Below are 20,899 nucleotides of genomic sequence, written 5' to 3'. Positions count from 1 at the left end.
GCAAGTTTGTCCGCGAATTTTCCGAAATAGCCTCAATTATTTTTCGGGCAAAAATTTATTCGTAAATGCTTCTTCAGCTTTCAACTTCTTATCTAGCAAATCGTGGTCATACATCCATTCAGCGTAATTCTTCCAAACACTTAAATCCTGCTGGCCCCAACGTTCTGCGTCAGCTTGATATTTCGGAGACAACCATTCTTGGCTTGCCTTTACAAGTTCGGGATCCAAGTTAGGAACGGCTTCTATCAAAATATCAGCCGCTTTGTCTGGTTGATCAATCGCGTATTGGTAGCCTTTTGAGACAGCTGCCATAAACGCTTCCACTGTCGCAGGGTTGTCTGCGATCATTTCTTCATTTGTTGTTAAGACGGGTGTATAGTAATCTAGTTTGTCAGAGTAATCGGTTAAGTACATCATATTCAATTCTTGTCCACGAAGTTCTGCCTCAACACCTGTCCAGCCGTAGTAGATCCAGGCGAAGTCAACGTCCCGCTTAACGGCTGTAAAAAAGTCGGTGTTCCCCATGTTGATAATGTCGACTTTCTCAACATCAGCACCTTCTTTTTGCATTAATGACGAGAGGACAGCTTTCTCTACAGGAGCCCCCCAGCCGCCATAAGTTTTGCCTTCAAAGTCTTCAGGTGATTTGATATTTTTCTCCTTTGGTGAGGCGAATCCAGACGTATTATGTTGGATGATCGCTCCAATGGAGACAATCGGAATATCTTGGACACGTGCCTCAGTTAACGTTTCCTGGGCACTGATGCCAAAGTCAGCTTGGCCAGAGGCAACGAGTTGGTCGGCCCCTGCTTCACCAGGCAGCATAATCTCAACATCTAAGCCTTGTTCCTCAAAATATCCTTCAGCCTTTGCCACATAGAGTCCCGTATGGTTGGTGTTTGGTGTCCAATCGAGCACAAGTTTAATGTCTTGAGTTTGATCTTCGCTTGACGACGCACCGGTCTGATCTTCCTCACCACTTGCACAGGCTGTTAATACAAACAGAGTACAGATCAATAGTAGAAGCTTCTTCATCTCGTTCCCTCCAAAAAATGATTCGTGTGCTAACGAAAATGTCTGATCTTTTAAGCGGGGAGAGGTTCATTGAGCAGGGAACACAAAAAAGCACCCTGGTACCATACCTAGGGTGCATATCTTAATAAACGAATGTTCGTTTCATATGTTTCCTACGCTGGTTTAAACCAGATCAGGTTCTAAGGGTTAGTATCTGAAAAGGATACAATCTCAACCAGCTGCACTGGTCCCCTACATTTCAATCTATTCATTTTTAGTTCACACGTTGTCTTAAACTGTGCCATAGATACGGATATTTATCAAGGGGGAGTGGTGTACCTAGATGTTTAAAAGTAACCTTTTCCTCATAGCTGCACAGGTTACAAAAAAGTTTAATGAATATCGAACCCGTGTATATATACTGCAAGGAGGCGATAGAAAATGAGTAAAGGAAAAGGGTATTCTGATAAAGTCAAAGGAGCCGTAAGCAAGGCAAAAGGTGAAATGAAAGATCAGGTAGGAAACGCGGCGAATAACCAGAAAATGCAAAACGACGGTAAGAAAGATAAATTGAAGGGGTCCGCTCAAAACGCATCAGGTGATCACAAAAATAGAGAAAAATAACTGGCTGCCCTGAGGTCTTTAAACGCGGAGATAAGCGCAGGAATCCCAGTAAAGGAAAATATAGAAGTAGGAATCCGTGAGACAACCAGTGTCTCACGGATTTTTTCGTTTCTTTACATACGCCTGTCTGAATAATTTCTAGAAAGGTGAATATATCTTCGTAGAAAGAGGCTTTTTTTAAAAATAGGATAATGAGGGGAAGTTCATGATACGGCAACGCTCAGTAGGAATACGCTGGTTTTTCAAACGGTTAATCGGCCGTACTTTCCAAGATAAAGTATTTGATATGGCTGCACAACTGGCCTATTATTTGTTACTTGCATTGTTTCCATTTCTAATATTAATGTTCAGTTTGTTAAGTTTTTTGCCGATCTCGACACAATCTGTATTGAACCTTGTCAGACCTTTTGCTCCACAAGGATCAATGCAATTAATTGAAAAGAACTTGTATCACGTCCTTGAGGTGACAAGGGGCGACTTGTTATCGATTAGTATGGTGATCACAATATGGCTCTCAGTCATGGGAACCAGTGCGCTCATACGGACACTAAACAGCGCCTATCGTGTTGAAGAAAGCAGAGCACTGATCCATTCTCTATGTGTAGCGGTTGTGTTGACGATGGGAATGATTACTGGAGTAATTATTTCCCTGCTATTGTCGGTATTCGGGAGATCCATAGGCCTTTTTGTGTTCTCTCATTTAGGAATATCAACTTCTTTTCTACCCTGGGACATTCTACGTTGGTCGGTTAGTTTTATCATTTTACTCGTGGTATTCGCTTGTTTGTATATTATTGCTCCAAACGAAAGACTACAGTTGAAGGGTATTATTCCCGGGCCTTATTTGCTACCATTGGTTGGCAGTTGGCCTCGCTCGGTTTTTCATACTATGTAGGATTTAGTAATTATTCGATTATATATGGAAACCTTGGAACGATTGTGATTTTGATGATTTGGTTTTATCTATCTTCCTTAATGATCTTAATTGGCGGCGAAATCAATGCAATCATAAGGGACGCAAGCGTAATAAAAACGGTTAAGTAGAGATAGGTGCTTTCCTAATCTTTAATCTATCTTGCTTTCCCTTTAAGCTAGCCTAGTCTAATCCCTTGTTTGAATTAAGCTTGTATGCTCATATCCACAGTAGCAGTCCAACTTGATCTGTTTAAGTTATTTTCAAACAGGGTAACCACATTTTCAAGGAGGCGATTAGAATGGCTGCACCGAAATTTAAAGTTTTTCATAACGATGAGCAGTTGAGCGAATCCATTGATAAACTAAGGAACAACGGGATTCGTGACGAAGATATTTATATTCTGGCTCACGATAATGACCATGACAGACGCGCTCGAAAAGAAACAGATGCCAATAAGATTGGGGTTAAGGTGACTGGTATGGGTACAGCTATGAAAAACGTGTTCCGTGGCAAAGGTGATAAATTACGGTCCAAGATGAAAGAGATTGGATTTGATGCATCTAAGGCTGAACAGCTAGAAGAAGAATTGGATAAAGGAAAAACTTTATTAGTCGTAACCAATCAGGATGAAGTTGAGTTTTAAAGCCATCTAAAAAATAAAGCAAATTTCTATTAAAACCGCTCGAGAAATCGGGCGGTTTTTTGTGTTTAAAGAGTTTTCACATATATATGGCTCTGCAAATAATAGGATTTTCATCAAAATAAGCTTAAGGGAACATTTTTATCAGAAATGTAACCAGATTGTTATGTTTGTTTTATTACTTATTCAACAGTTCAAAACGAGTTGATTTTACAGTTTATTTATATTACAACAAGTAACCTTGAAATAATATTTTATCAAAAAAATGGAAATATTAATCTTTCTTCAACACTGCGAGGTTTTAAGTTCTAAATAAGGTGTTATTGTGCAACTAAACAATTGATGATGTCGTTTTGGATGACTACCTTTTGAAGGGAGAAACAAAAATGAGTGTACAAAAAACTGCGGACAGTTCAAGTCTTGCCGAAGTCATTGACAGAATTCTTGACAAGGGGATTGTCATAGATGCCTATGCGAGAGTTTCACTAGTAGGAATAGAAATCCTCACGGTTGAGGCAAGAGTTGTTATCGCAAGTGTTGATACGTGGTTACGGTACGCGAACGCTGTTGGTTTACTGCGGGATGGGGCACAAGAAGAAGGTATGGTGGAGCAACAAGGCGAGCGTGATGCTCAATTTAGCTTCTAATCATCAAAAGATCGTACCTAGCAAAAGTTGAAAGAAGGTGAACCTATGGCAGATCAAGTAAAGAACGAACAACAAAACACCCAGAATGATCGGGTGCAGGAAGAGCGGGACGAAAAACAATATGACCAGCAGCAATCATCTGACACTCAAAACTCTATGAACTTAGCTTTAATTGGCGGCGTTGTTGGAGCCAGTGTGGGCTTGTTGGCAAGCCCTAATACAGGGAAGAAAGTAACCGGGCGTATTGGGCAGTCTGAGGTGGTCAGAGGAGCAGGCAGGGAACTCCGAAGAACCGCACAAGAAATCATTACTGAACAGGCGATGATCACGTTACGGCAAACTGCCACAGGTTACTGGAATAAATACGAAGGCAAGCTGTTAGGTCAAGGCCAAGAAAAAGAGATAACAGAAGATAGGACGTCAAGTGCGGAAAATAATAAGGCTGACTATTCAGAGCAGTACAAGGAATTAAAAGAGGAGAATAAAAACCTGAACGAAAACTTACAGAGAATTGAAGAAAAATTAAATGCGTTGCTTGAGGCTAAGGGATAGTCGGCAAATCCCATTCAACACCTGGGAAGGGGGGATTTAATGAGCGCTAAACCTGTCAAAAAGGCCGCTTTTAAGGCGGCGAAAAAAGCAGTAGAGAAAGCTCCTTCTGAATGGAAGGAGAAAGCTAAAGATAAACTTCAAGATCAAGCAACACAAAAAGTGGAAGAAAAGGTTCAATCAAAGGTAAATCATGCCTCTGAGAAATTGGCAGAAGTGAAAGAGAACAATGCGAACAATGTTCATGGTAAAGCGGGCGATGCGAAAGAAAAGGTCCAGGATGTTTTGCTATCTGTCCGTGACAAACTTAGTAACGCTAAGGAAGCAGGGGAAGAGTTTCAAAAGAAAATCTCTTCAAGCAATAAGGATGACAAAGTAAAAGGTGTCGAAAATCTTAAAAGCGTTTCGGATATTAAAGATGCAACCAATATTAAAGGTTCAGCCGAAGTGAAAAAATCAACCGATTTGAAGTCAGTAAACGACATTAAAAAAATAGGCTGACCACTAAACTTAAATTGAGAGGAGAATGTAAAGTGGCTGTTCAAAAGACTGCTGATAGTTCAAGTTTAGCTGAGGTCATTGACCGTATTCTTGATAAAGGAATTGTGATTGATGCGTATGCAAGGGTTTCTGTTGTAGGAATAGAAATTTTAACGGTTGAGGCAAGGGTGGTAATTGCCAGTGTTGATACGTGGTTACGTTACGCTGAAGCTGTCGGCTTGCTCCGGGATGACGTTGAAGAAGAAGGTCTCCCAGCCCAACCGAACGAAAGAAATGCCCAGTTTAGTATTTAGAAGGAGGCTGTTTTATAAAGGATTGTTGTTTTTAAAAGAACAATAAACTTTAGCAGAAGCTGGGAGCCATTGATACACACGAAGACGTATGCGAGGAAAGCGAAGTGTGTATCAACGGCGGACCCAGATAGCAACAATCTATACGAAAACAGCCTAAAAGAATGTTAATGAGGGTGCCCATTACCATCCTGGGTCCCTTCCCTTTTACTATAAACTACGTGGGGGACAGACTATGGAAATTAAAGAGATCATGCGAAATGTAAATGAGTTTTTTGCTGAACACGTAGCCCCGCCTCATAAAATTACATCTGTTGAGAAGGCAGAGGAAGAAGGCTGGAGGGTTACGGTAGAAGTAATTGAAGAGAAGGAATATATGAAGAAGTATGCAAAGGACGAAATGCTTGGAACGTACGACGTTCTAGTCAATCAAGACAAAGAAGTCACCTCATTTAAGAGAGTAGATATCCGTTACCGGAGTAAAATTGAAAGCTAAAGAGGTGACTGGAGGGAAACCTGAATGACTGTCTTAAAGGAAAAGATCAATCATGATTCAAGGGCACTGATACAGGATGCCAAGACGAAGGATCTGCTAGCTCGTTCGTTAAGGTATTTAAAAGCGGGTTATCCGGTTCATTTCACAGGACCTGCCGGAGCAGGAAAGACCTCCTTGGCTCTGGCACTTGCTAAGAAACGAAAGCGGCCAGTCATGTTGATGCACGGGAATCATGAGCTGAATAACAAGGATTTGATCGGTGATTTTACAGGCTACACGAGTCAGAAAGTTGTCGACCAATATGTACGGTCTGTTTATAAAAAGGATGAAAATGTTACAGAAACGTGGAGAGATGGTCGGTTGCTTGAGGCAGCTAAGCATGGATATACGCTTGTGTATGACGAGTTTACTCGCTCTCGCCCGAGGACGAATAACCTCTTTCTTTCCATTTTAGAAGAAGGCGTCATTCCTTTATACGGATCCAAATTAACGGAACCCTTCGTTCGTGTACACCCGGAGTTTTCGGTTATTTTTACGAGTAACCCGGCGGAATACGCGGGGGTTTATGAAACACAGGATGCCTTATTGGACCGGTTAATTACGATTTCTGTAGATGATCAGGATCCTGATCGGGAAGCGGACATTGTTTCTGAAAAAATAGGCATTGAGGAAGGTGAAGCAAAGGCGATTACGACACTTGTAGCAAATTTACGAGAGCAGTGCACGAAGGCTGACAGCAGTGGTCCAAGTTTACGATCCTCGCTTATGATGGCAAGGCTGTCTTCAAAAGAGGCCATTCCAATAGATGGCGGGGACAAGGAATTCCAACAATTGTGCATCGATCTTCTATCCCACACAGTAAGCCGTTGTCTAGATACTGACCGTCCTTTAGAAGAGGCTGAGAAGTTGATCCTCGATGAGTGTAGCCAGATATAAAGGAAGCAATTAAAGGAGAGAGAACAATGGACCAACAAAATGAAACAGGAATATATATTTTTTGTGGCATTCAAACGAATCAAGAGGAGCAATTTGGAACGATTGATCTTGAGGGAGAAGAAAGGGAAACCTTTACAATCCATTATAAAGATGCGGCCATGGTTGCAGCCGAAGTTCCGATGAAAATTTATCATCCCAACCGTGAGAACCTGATGATGCATCAGAATGTCATTTCGACCGTGATGTCTCACAACGATACGGTTATTCCGATTAGTTTCGGAAATGTTTTTCATTCAAAAGAAGATGTAGCTGTATTGCTTGAAAACTTGTACCCGCAATTTGAAAAGCTTTTCCCCGAGATTAAAGGAAAAATTGAACTTGGCTTAAAAGTCGTCGGTAAAAAAGACTGGCTGGAGTCAAGAGTGAATGATAATCCGGAGGTGGACGAAATGGCCCAAACGGTTCGCGGTAAATCCGAAGCGGCTGGTTATTATGATCGTATCAAGCTAGGCGGCGCTGCCCAAAAGATATTTACGAGCATGCAGGATGAAGTTAAATCAGGCGTTTATACACCACTAGAGGAAACGGCTGAAGCAGCCAAGGCAAATAATCCGATCGGAGAGAAGATGCTTCTCAATGCATCCTTTTTAGTTGATCGCGACCAAGAGGGAGCATTCGACGAGAAGGTAAATGAAGCGCACGAGGAATGGAAGGACAAGGTCGAGTTCAACTACACGGGTCCATGGCCGGCATACAATTTCATCGACATTCGATTGAGCGTTGAGGAAACGTGATGCTGCATAAATTGGTTACCGGGCCAATGAATATGGTCAAAAAAGTCGGTGAAAAGGTGAAAGAGGAAGCCGACAAGGAACGATATGATCTGCCAACCATTCAACAAAAGCTAGTTCAGCTGCAGATGATGTATGAACTAGAGGAAATTCCAGAAGACGCTTATCAAGAGAAGGAAGAGGAGCTTTTACAAAGGTACGAAGTGGCTAAACGCAAAGAAATGGAACAGTGGGAAGAGTTGACGAAGCAAAAGGGTGAGTGAATCAAAATGGACAACATGATCTATTTATATGGTTTAATACCAGCAGCAGAAGCAGACAAACAATCCTTACCGCCGATGAGAGGGTTTGATGGGGAAGGGAGTTTATACACCCTCCCGATCAATGATATCACCGCGGTGGTTTGTGAACTTGATCCAAACGACTATGCCGAAGAATCGATTGAAGAAAAAATTAACAATGACTTGGAGTGGCTTCAGAAAAAAGCATTTCATCACCACGAGGCATTAACAGCACTTTATAAAAACTACACGGTAATCCCTTAAAATTCTGTACGATCTATAAAAATGAAAACAGCTTACAGGAAACGATTGGATCCAGCGAGGAGAAGATAACAAGCTCATTCAAATTGTTAAAAGACAATGAAGAATGGAATTTGAAGATCTACTGTGATGACAATAAATTGAAGCAGCAAGTCAGCCAAAACAATGCTGCTATTGATGCGAAGAGAAAAGAAATTAAGGAGTTACCTACAGGACGACAATTTTTTGAAAAGAAGAAGATTGATAATCTGATTGAATCTGAGCTTGAAAATGAAAAGAACCGTGTAAGTGATCAGGTGCATGAAAAGCTAAAAGAATATTCCATTCATGCGGATGTTAAGAAGAATTGGACTAAAGATGTCACAGGTTTGAAGGAAAATATGACTTGGAATAGTGTCTATCTGCTCCCTCAAGCTAAAGTCGGATCCTTTTTAGAAGAGGTTAAATCTCAAGAAACGGAACTGGGTGATTCAGGCTTGCGAATTGAAGCTTCGGGACCTTGGCCAGCCTATCACTTTTCCAATTTTTCTTAAGTGAAGGGGATGGTTACATGTCGCTTAGGGAATCGGTTGAAAACAAAGAGGTATCGCTGATTGATATATTAGACGTCATTCTCGATAAAGGAGTGGCAATTAAAGGAGATTTAGTGATTTCCATTGCTGGTGTTGACCTTGTGTACTTGGATTTACGAGTTTTAATTGCATCTGTGGAAACGCTTGTGCAATCCCATGAGAATAATGTGGAAAAGGCATCATCGGTCAATTTTGATAAACAAAGGGAGGAATTAGTCCATGCAACCGGCCAACCAAACAAATGGACGGATTAACCTTGATCCTGATAACGCAGAGCAAGGACTTGCCCAGCTTGTGATGACCGTCATCGAGCTTCTCCGGCAAATTGTTGAACGTCATGCGATGAGGCGTGTTGAAGGTGGCACGTTAACGGAGGAACAGGTTGAGGATCTTGGTGTCGCCTTAATGAATTTAGAGGAAAAAATGGAAGAGTTGAAAGAGGTTTTTGGCCTTGATGCTGAAGATTTAAATATAGATCTTGGCCCGTTAGGAAGTCTACTTTAAAAAGCCTTCGAGGACGCAAAGAGTACTAAAAAGGGAGGCGCAAGGTTATGGCAGTTGAACAACCTATGCAATCCAGCACGATTGTCGACGTGTTAGAAAAGGTTTTAGATAAAGGTGTCGTCATTGCAGGTGATATACGGGTAGGAATTGCTGATGTGGAGCTTTTAACGATTAAAATCCGTCTGATTGTTTCTTCCGTTGATAAGGCAAAAGAGATTGGGATGGATTGGTGGGAAACAGACCCATATTTGAGTTCAAAAGCATCACAAGATAATCAGGCATTAGAACAGGAAAATAAAGAGTTAAAAGAACGGCTCGATGCACTGGAAAACCAAATGGGTACGAACCGCTGGAATACTACTACTGAAAAAGAATAAAACGGAGGGACCATCATGGCTGAGCAAACGCAAGATACAAAAAACGTTAAAAAAAGTGGTCCAATAAGACGGGCTGCCACTGGCGGGATTGTAGGGGCGACTGTTGGGTATTTATCTACCCCGAAAAACAGGAAAAAGCTGACAGGTAAAGTTAGCAAAGAGACTGTAAAGGGTCAAAGTTCGAAGCTTGGTAACATGGCTAAGAACACATTTACTAGTGTTAAAGATTCAGGGATGGAAAAATCGAATCGAGCTTTTCAAAGCATGAAATCTTCCACGTCAAAATTTTTGAAAAAAGATCGTGATGATGATGTTTCTGTTGAGGAGGACGAGGATAACTCTGAAATCGCAGAAGATGTGGATAATGAACCTGAAATGAGTGAAACAGGCAAAGAAGAGGAAAATGAAAGTGAAGACGAAGATGATGAGAACAATGATTATGAGAACCTAAAAGAAGAAAACGAAATGCTCCGGGAGCGACTACAGAGTCTAGAAGAAAAAATGGATAAATTCCTTGAAATGAGCAGTACTGATGGTTCAGAGGAAGAAGATAAAAATGTTGACGATGAAGAAGGAGAAGGCATGGAGGATCAAGATGATGAGGAAAAGGAAGAAGATAGTGTAGAGGATCAAGAAGATGAGAAAGAGGGAGGAGGAGACGACGAGCAAGAAGAACTTACTAAGCAAACTAGTTCATCCGGCAAAAGTAAGAAGATCGATAAAGATGAAGGCATAAAGGAAAGTAAAGATGCCAAAGTGAAAAATAATCCTGCGAAGAAAAGTACAAAAAAATCAAATAGTAGCAAAAAGTCAAAAGCGAAGAAAAAAGACAACAAAGAAAATGTAGATGGGGAAGAAGAGACAGCATTAACAAGTAATGATGATACCTCCGCATAAGGAACTGAGTCATTCGATAAGGGAGAGATAACTATGAGTGAAGCGGCAAAAGACAATATACTGGAATTCTTTGTGAAGGCCTCTAATAAGCACGGATTTGAATTGGATATTTCGCTGCTTGTTAATGGTGCGGTTGTTTCCGGAACAATGGTTTCAGCTAAGGAATATTTCGAGAATTTAAGCGAATCATTTGAGGATGGCAGCGACTTATCACAGGAGTTGAGTGCTCAGCTTGCTCAAGCTGGTGAATCTGCCCAGTCCAGTAGCGACGGAGAAGCTTATTTTATTCATCTAAAGAATGTACTGGTTTATTGTGGTGACAGCAAACCGACACCTTCAAAAGGGAAAATTCTCTGGAGAGGGAAATTAAGTGAAGTAGACAGTTTCTTTTTAGGTAAGATCTCAGAACCTAAAAACAGCAGTAACAAAAAAGCATGATTAATTTGCAAAATAGGAGAGAGGTCTTTTTCGATCCTTAAGGAACGTACCAGTTTTGGACGATGGTGCGTTCCTTTCTTTAGTAAATGGGGGCAGATTGAGTGGGAGAAGGCTGTTCTAAAGATTTATCAACTGTTGTGAATATTTTTTGAGGAAATCATTCTGCCACTATATCCTGAGAAAGATTCTACCCAAAATCAAAAGGATTCTTCCCAAACCCCCGGGGATTCTCTCCAAGGTTGAGAAGACTCTTCCCAGCCCCTCGATGATTCTCTCCAAAGTTGAGAAGATTCTTCCCAAATCCCTGATGATTCTACCTAAAGGCCCTAAACTAGTCCTAGTTATCGTTAAAGAAACAAATAAGTAACCGTCCATCCCGATCAAGGATAGATAGTTACTTATTTTAAAACCGTTCTAAATACGGGGAAGAGTTGCTTCAACGGGTGCATCAACACTCGCTCCACGATGTTTCTCCATACATTTTCACTTGATAAAAAGCTGCATTAGCAATTTGAAAAAAGAGTCGTTTTTAGTGACGTTTACTAAGCCAAAGCACCCCGGACTTCGCTAAACGAGGCAGCCGACCTGTGACAGGCTGCTTCATCATATTGCCGAATCCATCAGACTTCCCAAGTGAACCGAGTGTACCTTTGAGCTTAATTTCCTCTGGTTTTATGGGCTCCTCATTTTTGAAAATAGATCCTAATATCTCGGCGATTTGTTCACCTTGCTGGCCCGCTAACTGGGCACTTGGAGAGTGGTAGGAGGAAGCGCAGTCCCCTACAACATAGACGTTTTTTTGGGTGGGAACTTGATAATAATCGTTCAAGACGATTTTCTCTTGTTCATCCTTTTCAAAGGGAAGTTCACGGACCAAGTAATTTGGTCGGACACCAGCAGTCCAAACCGTGACGTCATTGAGGTAGCAAACTCCATTGTTACAAACCCCATCTTTTTCTACATATTCAACATTAGAGTGGTGAATAACCTCTACATCATTTTTGGCAAACCATTCTTCCACATACTCCTGGATTTTTGAGTCAAACGCTTTCAGGACAGATGCACCGCGATCTAGTAATCGTATGTTTAAGTCTGGTCTGCTTTCTCTTACTTCTGAAGCCACTTCGATGCCGCTCAACCCAGCGCCGACAATGGTCACTTTTCCATAGGCTCTTAAATTCCCGATTGCGAGACCTGTACTACGTGCTTTGCCGAATGTTTGAACACTTTCGGTAAATTCTTCGACCCCTTCAATGCCATGATAATTATCCTCACAGCCAAGGGAGAGGACTAAATAATCGTAAGGAATCGCTTCGCTAGATTGTTTTATGGAAATTTGCTGCTCGTCAATGTCGATATGCTCGATATCGCCAAACACGTAATTGACCTGGTCATCTGAAGGAAATTCCATCCTTACATCTCGGTCAGCAACAGTACCAGCCGCAATGGTATAAAATTCTGTCTTTAAGGAATGGTACGGATTTCGATCAATAACGGTGATATGTACATCGTCAGGCAGATTATTTGAAATTAAGTTCATTAATATTTTAAGTCCGCCATAGCCGCCGCCCAATATAACTAACTTTTTCATCATTTAACACCCACTTTTTAAAAATCAATTGATATCTCAAGAAATCTCGCTTGGCTTCATTCCGATGTCTAACTCAAACTCAAACGCTCAAAGACACGACATCGAAAACGCTTTCGGATGTCTCTAACTTAAACATTACCAAAAATAATAGAAGAAAACTATAATAAAATGTCAGTTTATCGCGTAATTACAATCGCTTGGCTACCTAATTGTTTCCAGCCTTTAATAAATTGTTTCTTGTTTACTTTTTGGTTTTTGTACCCATATGGATTGTTAATATAGAAGTTATTTTTATCATAGCCAGTTAAAACTACGCTATGTAAATCAAATGTGACGTCAATTTTCCCCTGTGGTGTATTCCACGCTTTAAAACTGTTGACGGGCCCGAATGTTGAAGTAACAATCACCCATACAGGCAGTCCTTGATCGAGATAATGATAGAGCTTATCGGGGTGACTTCCTGAAAAGTCAATTAAACGGTCACCGACGTAATGTCTAGTTGTTTCTGCCAGCGGTCCATGATAAATCGACAGGCCTGGGCCGTTTTCCATATCGCCGACAAATCCTTCATTAGGATTCCCTTTACGTCCATTTTCATAAGTTAATGGCACACGCTCCACTTTTGCGGCCAGTTCATTTTTAGTAACATTTATATCAAAATAGTTCAAGATCATCGCCATGCTGGTCACTTCGCAACCGTTATAAAGACGAGGTGGATCCATTTGATTGAGGAGCGGAACATCGAGAGGAAATTCGGGTTTTATTTTTTCATCTTGGACTGCTTTTTGGCTTAGCTTTATTAATGGTTCAGACGTTTGTGTCCCAAGGGAATTATCCTGCTCTATCTCTTTGTATTCCCCCCATTTTACAAAAACAAGACTGTAAATACAGATCATAGTAAGCAGAAACAGGAATATAGACAGGTATTTAAGAAGAATGGTAATCGCTCCTTGCTATCATTAATCATATAAATTCTATAGAAATGGATCTCACGTGCAATTTCGTTGGCATGTTATAGATTACCAAAATAGAAGGAGGAAAACTAGAAGAACTTTTTGCTTTTCTCACTTTCGCTTTCGTTCTCTCCGATTAGTAATTCCATTTCTTTTGTTTTAAATTCATAAATACGGGAATATATTATAGTATAATTGACCTAAAACGGAATTAGTCAAAAAGAATGGAGGCTCAATTTGATGAGTGAAAAAACAAACGTCATTGAACAATCGTTACAGGCACTGCTTGAAGATGAAGATTTTCTGCCTGATTTAAAAGCACAAACGAGGGATCAAGCCTTTAAATCGCTCGTAGCAATTCTTTCAACACCGAACCAAATACATAAGTCATTTTTAAGGGTTGCTTTAGAAAATGGAACGATCATCAGGGTTCCGTCCTTTCGAATCCAGCACAATAATACGCTGGGTCCCTATAAAGGTGGGATCCGCTTCCACCCGTCAGTTAATGAAGAGGAGGTTTCAAACCTTGCCAGACTGATGACCTTGAAGAATGCGCTGCATGAGGTCCCATTTGGCGGCGGCAAGGGGGAGTGGTGATTAATCCGAAAGAATACACCCCTAAGGAGTTAAACTTAATTTGCAAAAAATATGTCCAGTATCACAATGATATTCTCGGACCAGATAAGGATATTCCTGCGCCTGACGTGGGTACGGGGGATCGTGAAATGGACTGGATGATGGCAGAGTACAAAAATACCCATCCAGGAGAACCGTATAGAGGAAGTTTTACAGGGAAAAGCATTATCAATGGCGGCTCATTAGGACGTAGGGAAGCCACGGGTAAAGGAGTTTACTTTACCTTCCGTTATATGATGCACAACTTCTTAAGCGACAATAAGCAATGGCTTAAAAAGACAGATAACATATTTGCGAAAACGGCATTAGCCCATACTGGTCGAAAACTTACAATGGCAGTCCAGGGCTTTGGAAACTTGGGATCTGTTGGAGCTTTAGAAGCCTATCAGTGTAATTATTTGCAAAATCAAATTGTTGCCGTCAGTGATCATAATGTGATGCTGTATAATTCGGACGGTCTGGATATCCCAGCATTAATCCACTATGCAAAGGAGCATGACGGCGACCTTCCTGCATCCGAGGAAAACCTTGCTGGAGAGGATATAAAAGCGACCATTTATAATCGAGACGATTTATTAGAACTGGATGTTGACGTGCTCATGCTGGCTGCGCTTGAGGATCAAATTCATGTAGATAACATGGAACAAATTAAAGCACGAATGATTATTGAAGGGGCGAATGCTCCAATTACGGAAGAAGCAGATGAATATCTAAGTGATAAAGGTGTGCTCGTCGTTCCTGATATTCTTGCTAATGCGGGCGGTGTAATTGTTTCTTATTTGGAATGGATTCAAGGTCGTGAGACACAATTTTATAAGGAAGAAGAAATATATGATTTGCTTTTTGATAAAATGAAGAAGACGATGGATACCATTTTGCCGCAATTCTTTGGCGATCCTTTCGCTCTTCGTCAAAATTGCTACATTCATTCTGTTATGAAGCTTTCCACCGTTATGTATCGACAAGGTAAATTGTATTAAGATGACAAAGATTTAATCCACTAAAAGGCTGACGAGAGCTTCCCGTCAGCCTTTTCATTATAAGAATAACTATTTTATCGGGATCTAACACGTGGAATTTCAACTACTCAAACTTAATAACCATATCCACCGAAACCACCGCCGAAGCCACCAGCTCCAACGATAATTAGTAGGATGAAGAGGACAACAATCAAAGCAAATCCTCCACCAGCATATCCACTCATTATTACACCCCCTTCGTAAATAAGATATGTTAGGAGTTGCGTAGTGGAAGGGCAAAACACCATGGCATCTAAGAATAGGCTTATACATAAAGGATTTGTTCAGTGAAAGATTCCTGTTGTAGTTATGTCATACAATTAATCTATAGTTATGTGAACTGTACTGAATAAACCTCTTGACTTCTGAATATAGAAGTCAAGAGGTTTTTTATTTGAATCTGATTTTTTTAAAATGTTAGCCCATACTAATGGTGAGTTATTTTGTTGACGAGGTTTGATTCACCTTGTATGATCTTTAAAGGTAATTAACCCGACTTTAATAATAGGGATTAATATCTTGAGGAGGGAAAAGCAATGAAAAAATATGCTGGATGGATGGTTGTGTCTTTATTTATTTTTATTTTAGCTGCTTGTGGATCAAGTGAGTCAGATACGAGTGGAGATGAAGCGGCTAGTGATCAATCTTTATATGATCAAATTAAAGAGGAAGGTGTCTTAACGATAGGCACAGAAGGAACATACGCTCCCTACACATTTCATAATGACGAGGATGAACTGACGGGTTATGACGTTGATGTCGCTCGTGAGGTGGCAAAACGTATGGGCGTTGAAGCGAAATTTAAAGAAACGAAATGGGACGCGATGTTTGCCGGTTTAAACAGCGAACGTTTTGACATGATCGCAAACCAGGTCGGGATTAAACCAGATCGTGAAAAGAAGTACAACTTTTCTATCCCTTATACCTACACTACTGCTGTGCTCGTGACGAATAAGAACAGTGAAGAAATCAGCAGCTTTGAAGATTTAGAGGGTAAAACATCAGCACAATCGTTAACAAGTAATTATTCAGCGATTGCTAAAAGCTATGGAGCAAAAGTTGAGAGTGTGGAAGGATTTAACCCAGCGATGCAGCTTCTTGCTAATGGCCGTGTCGATGCAACCGTCAATGATCGACTGTCAGTTCTTGATTATTTGAATGAACAAGGGGAAAGCGCACCAGTTGAAATCGTGGATAAAGAGGAAGATGCCTCAGAAACGGCCATGATGTTCCGTGAAAATAATCCGGAGCTTGTAGATGCTGTTAACGAGGCATTGAAAAGCATGAAAGAAGACGGAACGCTAGAAGAAATCTCGAAAAAATGGTTTAACGAAGATGTTTCAGTTAAGTAGTACACTTCTGAGCCCAGAGTCAATTGAAATCTTAAAAGACTCCTTTCTTCCCTTGTTGAAAGGAGTTCTTATTTACACGATTCCGTTATCATTATTCTCTTTTTTCCTTGGATTAGTTCTAGCGATTACGACAGCTATTTTTCGTATATCCGGAATTAAAGTATTAAGCGGGATCGCCCGTGTCTACGTGTCGATCATCCGCGGTACACCGCTGCTCGTGCAATTATTCATCGTATTCTTTGGTTTAGGGTCCTTAGGTATTGAGTTCTTAAAGTTCGATCCTTTTGTTGGTGCCCTGATTGCTCTGTCATTAAATACAGGAGCGTATGCATCTGAGACGATACGGGCATCGATTTTATCGATTGAAAAAGGACAATGGGAGGCTTCCTCATCGATAGGGATGTCCTATTTCCAATCATTACGACGTGTGATCATGCCGCAAGCAACACGCGTATCAATCCCGCCATTGTCCAACTCATTTATTGGCCTTGTAAAAGAAACATCACTAGCTTCAACGATCCTTGTCAGCGAGATGTTCAGAAAAGCACAGGAAATCGTCGCTACAACGTATGAGCCGCTGCTCGTTTATGTTGAAGCGGCCGCCATCTATTGGGTAATTTGCTTTATCCTGTCACTTATTCAAGATCAAATCGAAAATCGATTAAATCGGTATGTGAAAACGTAAGGAGATTCATTATGTTATCTATGGAACATATTAATAAACAGTTTGGTGATCTCAAAGTACTGAAAGACATTAGTTTACATGTCCAGCAAGGAAAAGTAATCGTTATTGTTGGGCCTTCTGGCTCTGGAAAAACTACATTGCTTCGGTGTTTAAATGTACTTGAACAACCCGAGAGCGGGTCGGTAACAATCGACAATCAAACCCTTAACTTTTCTAAAAAAGTGAGTAAAAAACAAATTCGTGATTTTCGCAAGCAAACAGGCATGGTTTTTCAAACGTATAATCTCTTCCCACACCTCAATGCCATACAAAACGTTATGGAAGGGCCTGTGACTGTACAGAAAGTTGATAAAGCAAGAGCGCGTGATAAAGCTGCAGAACTGCTTACTAAGGTAGGACTACAAGAAAAGGTGAATGTCTACCCTTACCAGCTTTCAGGTGGCCAACAGCAACGTGTCGGTATTGCACGCGCGATGGCTATCGATCCAAAAGTGATGCTCTTTGATGAGCCGACGTCTGCCCTTGACCCTGAACTTGTCGGTGAAGTCTTGCGTGTGATGAGGGGGCTGGCAAATGAAGGGATGACCATGGTCGTCGTCACCCATGAAATGAATTTTGCTAAAGAAGTAGCAGATGAGGTTATTTTTATGGACGAAGGAGCCATCGTCGAACGGGGCGCACCGATCGATTTATTTGGACATCCAAAAGAACAGCGAACAAGACAGTTTCTAAATCTCATTAATCGGTAAAGGCATCTTAAAAAAGATGCCTTTTAGTTTACGAATTCAGTAGCTTTGGAACAGTTCACATCACTTTACCACCTCTGACAATTCCCTTAAACTGAATACGATTACGACATACAACAGAAGAGGGATCAGAGTTGAAGAAAGTACACAGCAATCTATTACAATTTCGAGGTACCCATTATGATTTCGGATATAAGCAAGGAGAACTGCTCAAGAACTCCTTAACTGTTAAAAACCGTGAAAAGCAGTGGAAGGTCAGGAAGCCGAGGTTTATCGTTGAAGAAATAGAGGTGAAGGAGGCAATCACAAGGTTTTCCCCTGGATTATGGGACGAGCTAGTTGGCTTGCGTGACGCCTTAGAATGGTCAATGGAGCAGGTGATGATGGAATTTGGCGGTTATCGTGTCGATTATAAGCGTTCAGGCTGTTCAATTATGACAGGGGATGGCTATATGATTCGTAATTATGATTATATGCCGAAAACCTATGAAGGCCGCTACAGTTTCTTTCAACCGACCGACACTGGTTATGCAATAGCTGGCCCAACCCAGCGGATTACCGGACGGATGGACGGCATGAATGAACATGGATTGACGCTTGGCTACAATTTCATGCACCGGAAAAAACCGGGAGACGGGTTCATCTGCTGTGCGATCGGGCGAATGGTATTAGAATCATGTGCGAACGTAGAAGAAGCGGTCACCATGCTGCAAGACATTCCTCACCGTCACTCGTTCAGCTATACCGTTTTTGACAAAAGTAATCAAACGTATGTTGTCGAAGCCTCTCCAAGAGGTGTGGCGGTACGTCAGTCTAACGTATGTACCAATCATTTTGAAATCATGACAAAAGAAAACCGCAACCATCTCGTTGATTCGATGAAGCGTCTGGAGGCAATCAATAACCACAGAGATGAGCTTGGTGGAGCGCACGACGCCTTTCGTCTAATGAACGATACAGATAAAGGGGTATTCTCCAAACAGTACAGCAATTGGGCAGGAACGATTCATACATCTGGTTACTTGCCAAGAGAAATGAAGACCTGGTTCGCGCTCGGCGGAGGTGCAGAGCCTGTCGAATTTAATTTTGCAAAATGGCTGCGTGGCGAAGATGTGGAGTTGGAACGGATTACGGGTGAAGTGGATACAGATATTCCCTTTGTTCATATGGATGAAGGGGCCTATTGGACAGGCAGAAAGTAGAAGGAACTGAAACGCAGTCAAGTGAAAAAAATAGCCGGGAGTGATAAAAAAGGAAAGAGCACGCTCATATAAATGAAAGGAGCGTGCTCTTTCCGATGGTTCTAGTTAAAGCCTTTACTACTCCTTACTATAGATAATCGAGATCCGGGTAGCCATTGTTATAGCCTCTCGTAAAGCCGCAAGCTTGGTTGGAAAATCAGGGGGAATGTTCAACTGTAATTTTTCACATTTCTCCCGGTTATTACACATAATTAATCCTTGAAATTCTTCAGGGATCGTCTTATCGGTCATTTTTATGCCAAAAGTGTAAAGCTTGCTCATATCTTCTAAAGGGATGAGTGTAATGTCAGCAGCATGATTACCCCTATATTGAAAGTTGTAATGTTCACCTTCATTTAAATCACTTTCTTTCTTCCTACTGTATGGTCCCATAAACATACTCTCCCTTAACCAGTTTGAACTATCAAGGAATATACTTCCTCCATTTCCTTATACCCCCTACAACATTCAATATTACAAGGGAAACCCCCGCAAAATCGAATAAATGATTTCGTGGGGGTTAAAATGAAACTTTTATTTTTCATTTCCATATTATTCAATCCGTTTTCCCTAATAAACTTACCGGGAGGAATTAGCTATCTGCATCGAGACTTTCAAATGATTCTCTTCTGGTCAACCAGTGGCAAAAAAGATAGACAAGGGTATATATAGGAACGGAGTAGATGTATTCCCATCCCGTCATTACATAATAACCTGCCCAAACGAAAAGAGGTTCTCCGATAAAAGAAGTTGCCAAGCCGTAAAATATCCCTTTCTTCCAAGGAGCAATATGGGGTTTTGTCTGAATAAGAAACATAATGGTCACTGGCAATAAACAAAAATTGAATGGAAACCAGGCAGGGAAAGAAGGGGTTAATTTTCCAGAATAATACCAGAGCCCCAGCGAAGTCCCTATGTAATCAAAGCAGAGTGAAATAAGAGTGGCGGCAATACCAGCATAAAGGAGACGATCTGTGCTCTCTTTTTTTCTATAAAAGAGGAACCAAAAGCTCCAAGTACTGACCGATAATATTATCGCAACCCACCAATCCCAATGCAGAAAGGTTTCGTCTAACCAGATTTGGGCATATTGTTCGTGCAACTGATGAAACTGTTCATAGGTTTCAACCCCGTTTTCTACACTTTCAATTTTTCCCACCCTCTAATCTCCTATTGTGTTCATTTTATATGATTAAGACTCAAGCTACCCTAACTTTTTATGCCGATAGCGAAGGATTACTTTTTCCGAAATATATCCGATCATGCCTCCAACCGCTCCGATTGCAAGCCCGCTATATACGGGCGTGATAAGAATTGGCTGTGTAAATAGACCAATATTCATTCCTGCTACCAGTCCAAATATCAATCCAGTCAGGTAAACCTTAGAGTGTTCGCCATTCATTCTCTTGGCCTTGTTAAAAGCCTGCCACATCGAAAATCCCCATATAGATGGATAAAACAGTCCGTGCTCGAAATTAACCACATCATGGGCACGTACGAGATCCCCATGAAACGTATGTAAAAGGGACAAATTAAGATTGGATAAAAAGTTCACACTAAGCTCCAGTGTTATTAATACGAGAGCAATAAAATAATCACGGTTATATAGTTGCCCAAATCCTGGCAATGCAAATGACCAAAGTAAGGCGGCCCAGGGGGATTGATATCCTCTCATGATGATTTCTCCTATCTATTTACTAGTTTAGACATAAGGAGTCTCCGGGATACGTGTAACACCTTTATTATCCATCTAATTCCTCTTTGTGTATTTCTAATAGTTGGAGGCCAGTTTCTGCTCACTTCCGCTGAGATAACAAAATAAAGGCAACTGATTGAGCAGGTAACCATACTTGTTCATTTTGCTATGTAAGCATCAATTATTTCCATATCTTTTTATTCAATACTTCTGGATATTGGGTGATCAGATAGTTCATGTTGGTGA

The 20,899-nt window shown here is 41.0% G+C and carries 26 protein-coding genes, 3 pseudogenes and 1 riboswitch; of the genes and pseudogenes, 22 read left to right on the top strand and 7 right to left on the bottom strand.

The annotated features are described in order from the left end of the window. Window positions 1-36: 36 nt before the first annotated feature. Window positions 37-1,035 carry an ABC transporter substrate-binding protein gene (locus tag MUO15_RS08810; protein ID WP_245035177.1) on the bottom strand — a complete coding sequence of 333 codons (999 nt, stop codon included), beginning with the start codon at window positions 1,033-1,035 and terminating at the stop codon, window positions 37-39. Window positions 1,036-1,167: 132 nt separating this feature from the next. Then, a riboswitch (TPP riboswitch) is annotated at window positions 1,168-1,278 on the bottom strand. Between the two features lie 177 nt (window positions 1,279-1,455). On the opposite strand from MUO15_RS08810, the gene MUO15_RS08805 reads away from it, so the two are divergent. The 17 genes and pseudogenes from MUO15_RS08805 to gvpU all read left to right on the top strand — a co-directional run bounded on the left by MUO15_RS08805 (window position 1,456) and on the right by gvpU (window position 10,734). Then, window positions 1,456-1,638 carry a CsbD family protein gene (locus tag MUO15_RS08805; protein WP_245035176.1) on the top strand — a complete coding sequence of 61 codons (183 nt, stop codon included), beginning with the start codon at window positions 1,456-1,458 and terminating at the stop codon, window positions 1,636-1,638. 205 nt (window positions 1,639-1,843) lie between these two features. Next, window positions 1,844-2,682, top strand: a pseudogene (locus MUO15_RS08800) (YihY/virulence factor BrkB family protein). A gap of 170 nt (window positions 2,683-2,852) precedes the next feature. Further along, complete coding sequence (locus MUO15_RS08795; protein WP_245035175.1) at window positions 2,853-3,197, top strand: YflT domain-containing protein; 345 nt, start codon at window positions 2,853-2,855, stop codon at window positions 3,195-3,197. Window positions 3,198-3,580: 383 nt separating this feature from the next. Beyond that, entirely contained in the window at window positions 3,581-3,841 is a 261-nt protein-coding gene (gene gvpA / locus MUO15_RS08790; RefSeq protein ID WP_245035174.1) for a gas vesicle structural protein GvpA, read from the top strand. Between the two features lie 45 nt (window positions 3,842-3,886). Then, window positions 3,887-4,393, top strand: coding sequence for a YtxH domain-containing protein (gene gvpT, locus MUO15_RS08785; protein ID WP_245035173.1), 507 nt, complete (start codon window positions 3,887-3,889; stop codon window positions 4,391-4,393). A 39-nt stretch (window positions 4,394-4,432) separates the two neighbouring features. After that, window positions 4,433-4,891 carry a gas vesicle protein GvpQ gene (gene gvpQ, locus MUO15_RS08780; RefSeq protein ID WP_245035172.1) on the top strand — a complete coding sequence of 153 codons (459 nt, stop codon included), beginning with the start codon at window positions 4,433-4,435 and terminating at the stop codon, window positions 4,889-4,891. A 32-nt stretch (window positions 4,892-4,923) separates the two neighbouring features. Beyond that, complete coding sequence (gvpJ, locus tag MUO15_RS08775; protein WP_079526327.1) at window positions 4,924-5,184, top strand: gas vesicle protein GvpJ; 261 nt, start codon at window positions 4,924-4,926, stop codon at window positions 5,182-5,184. Between the two features lie 232 nt (window positions 5,185-5,416). Further along, window positions 5,417-5,677, top strand: a complete 261-nt coding sequence (gene gvpO, locus MUO15_RS08770) for a gas vesicle protein GvpO (RefSeq protein WP_245035171.1) — start codon at window positions 5,417-5,419, stop codon at window positions 5,675-5,677. 24 nt (window positions 5,678-5,701) lie between these two features. Next, complete coding sequence (gene gvpN, locus MUO15_RS08765; RefSeq protein WP_245035170.1) at window positions 5,702-6,613, top strand: gas vesicle protein GvpN; 912 nt, start codon at window positions 5,702-5,704, stop codon at window positions 6,611-6,613. A gap of 26 nt (window positions 6,614-6,639) precedes the next feature. Further along, a complete protein-coding gene (locus tag MUO15_RS08760; RefSeq protein ID WP_245035169.1) occupies window positions 6,640-7,407 on the top strand; it encodes a GvpL/GvpF family gas vesicle protein in 768 nt (255 codons plus the stop codon). Next, window positions 7,407-7,667 (top strand): gas vesicle protein GvpG, encoded by a 261-nt coding sequence (locus MUO15_RS08755; protein WP_245035168.1) that lies wholly within the window; start codon window positions 7,407-7,409, stop codon window positions 7,665-7,667. The genes MUO15_RS08760 and MUO15_RS08755 overlap by 1 nt, the downstream gene beginning before the upstream one ends. 6 nt (window positions 7,668-7,673) lie before the next feature. Continuing rightward, window positions 7,674-8,479, top strand: a pseudogene (locus MUO15_RS22130) (GvpL/GvpF family gas vesicle protein). 17 nt (window positions 8,480-8,496) lie between these two features. Continuing rightward, window positions 8,497-8,772: a gas vesicle protein gene (locus tag MUO15_RS08740; protein WP_245035166.1), complete on the top strand. Its 276-nt coding sequence runs from the start codon at window positions 8,497-8,499 to the stop codon at window positions 8,770-8,772. Next, entirely contained in the window at window positions 8,738-9,022 is a 285-nt protein-coding gene (locus MUO15_RS08735; protein ID WP_245035165.1) for a gas vesicle protein K, read from the top strand. Before MUO15_RS08740 ends, MUO15_RS08735 begins: the two co-directional genes overlap by 35 nt. A gap of 47 nt (window positions 9,023-9,069) precedes the next feature. Next, window positions 9,070-9,399 carry a gas vesicle protein gene (gene gvpJ / locus MUO15_RS08730; protein WP_245035164.1) on the top strand — a complete coding sequence of 110 codons (330 nt, stop codon included), beginning with the start codon at window positions 9,070-9,072 and terminating at the stop codon, window positions 9,397-9,399. Window positions 9,400-9,414: 15 nt separating this feature from the next. Then, entirely contained in the window at window positions 9,415-10,296 is an 882-nt protein-coding gene (gvpT, locus tag MUO15_RS08725) for a YtxH domain-containing protein (RefSeq protein ID WP_245035163.1), read from the top strand. A gap of 33 nt (window positions 10,297-10,329) precedes the next feature. Beyond that, window positions 10,330-10,734 (top strand): gas vesicle accessory protein GvpU, encoded by a 405-nt coding sequence (gvpU, locus tag MUO15_RS08720; protein ID WP_245035162.1) that lies wholly within the window; start codon window positions 10,330-10,332, stop codon window positions 10,732-10,734. Window positions 10,735-11,263: 529 nt separating this feature from the next. Here gvpU and MUO15_RS08715 read toward each other — a convergent pair. Together MUO15_RS08715 and MUO15_RS08710 are read right to left on the bottom strand one after the other, a co-directional pair. Continuing rightward, entirely contained in the window at window positions 11,264-12,325 is a 1,062-nt protein-coding gene (locus MUO15_RS08715; protein ID WP_245035924.1) for an NAD(P)/FAD-dependent oxidoreductase, read from the bottom strand. A gap of 176 nt (window positions 12,326-12,501) precedes the next feature. Then, window positions 12,502-13,221, bottom strand: a complete 720-nt coding sequence (locus MUO15_RS08710) for a C39 family peptidase (RefSeq protein ID WP_256464170.1) — start codon at window positions 13,219-13,221, stop codon at window positions 12,502-12,504. Window positions 13,222-13,518: 297 nt separating this feature from the next. Here MUO15_RS08710 and MUO15_RS08705 point away from each other — a divergent pair. Beyond that, window positions 13,519-14,894: pseudogene (locus MUO15_RS08705) on the top strand (Glu/Leu/Phe/Val family dehydrogenase). Window positions 14,895-15,007: 113 nt separating this feature from the next. Here the strand turns inward: MUO15_RS08705 and MUO15_RS08700 are convergent. After that, window positions 15,008-15,118: a YjcZ family sporulation protein gene (locus MUO15_RS08700; protein WP_245035153.1), complete on the bottom strand. Its 111-nt coding sequence runs from the start codon at window positions 15,116-15,118 to the stop codon at window positions 15,008-15,010. Between the two features lie 351 nt (window positions 15,119-15,469). Here MUO15_RS08700 and MUO15_RS08695 point away from each other — a divergent pair, with 351 nt between their 5' ends. The 4 genes from MUO15_RS08695 to MUO15_RS08680 all read left to right on the top strand — a co-directional run bounded on the left by MUO15_RS08695 (window position 15,470) and on the right by MUO15_RS08680 (window position 18,918). Beyond that, window positions 15,470-16,285, top strand: a complete 816-nt coding sequence (locus MUO15_RS08695; protein ID WP_245035161.1) for an amino acid ABC transporter substrate-binding protein — start codon at window positions 15,470-15,472, stop codon at window positions 16,283-16,285. Beyond that, window positions 16,269-16,970 carry an amino acid ABC transporter permease gene (locus MUO15_RS08690; RefSeq protein WP_245035160.1) on the top strand — a complete coding sequence of 234 codons (702 nt, stop codon included), beginning with the start codon at window positions 16,269-16,271 and terminating at the stop codon, window positions 16,968-16,970. The genes MUO15_RS08695 and MUO15_RS08690 overlap by 17 nt, the downstream gene beginning before the upstream one ends. 11 nt (window positions 16,971-16,981) lie before the next feature. Continuing rightward, the gene (locus MUO15_RS08685; protein ID WP_245035159.1) at window positions 16,982-17,719 is read left to right on the top strand and encodes an amino acid ABC transporter ATP-binding protein; all 738 of its coding nucleotides are present in this window, start codon (window positions 16,982-16,984) and stop codon (window positions 17,717-17,719) included. A 131-nt stretch (window positions 17,720-17,850) separates the two neighbouring features. Beyond that, window positions 17,851-18,918, top strand: a complete 1,068-nt coding sequence (locus tag MUO15_RS08680) for a C45 family autoproteolytic acyltransferase/hydrolase (RefSeq protein ID WP_245035158.1) — start codon at window positions 17,851-17,853, stop codon at window positions 18,916-18,918. Between the two features lie 117 nt (window positions 18,919-19,035). On the opposite strand, the gene MUO15_RS08675 is transcribed toward MUO15_RS08680, so the two are convergent. The 3 genes from MUO15_RS08675 to MUO15_RS08665 form a co-directional block, all read right to left on the bottom strand. Beyond that, window positions 19,036-19,350 (bottom strand): hypothetical protein, encoded by a 315-nt coding sequence (locus tag MUO15_RS08675; protein ID WP_245035157.1) that lies wholly within the window; start codon window positions 19,348-19,350, stop codon window positions 19,036-19,038. A 199-nt stretch (window positions 19,351-19,549) separates the two neighbouring features. Beyond that, window positions 19,550-20,116, bottom strand: a complete 567-nt coding sequence (locus tag MUO15_RS08670) for a CBO0543 family protein (protein WP_245035156.1) — start codon at window positions 20,114-20,116, stop codon at window positions 19,550-19,552. Window positions 20,117-20,161: 45 nt separating this feature from the next. Further along, the gene (locus tag MUO15_RS08665; protein ID WP_245035155.1) at window positions 20,162-20,632 is read right to left on the bottom strand and encodes a hypothetical protein; all 471 of its coding nucleotides are present in this window, start codon (window positions 20,630-20,632) and stop codon (window positions 20,162-20,164) included. Between the last annotated feature and the right edge of the window lie 267 nt (window positions 20,633-20,899).

The sequence above is a fragment of the Halobacillus amylolyticus genome, assembly GCF_022921115.1.
Lineage (GTDB): Bacteria > Bacillota > Bacilli > Bacillales > Halobacillaceae > Halobacillus_A > Halobacillus_A amylolyticus.
The sequence above is the reverse complement of the archived record's forward strand: the minus strand, read 5'-3'. Positions and strand labels throughout refer to the sequence as shown.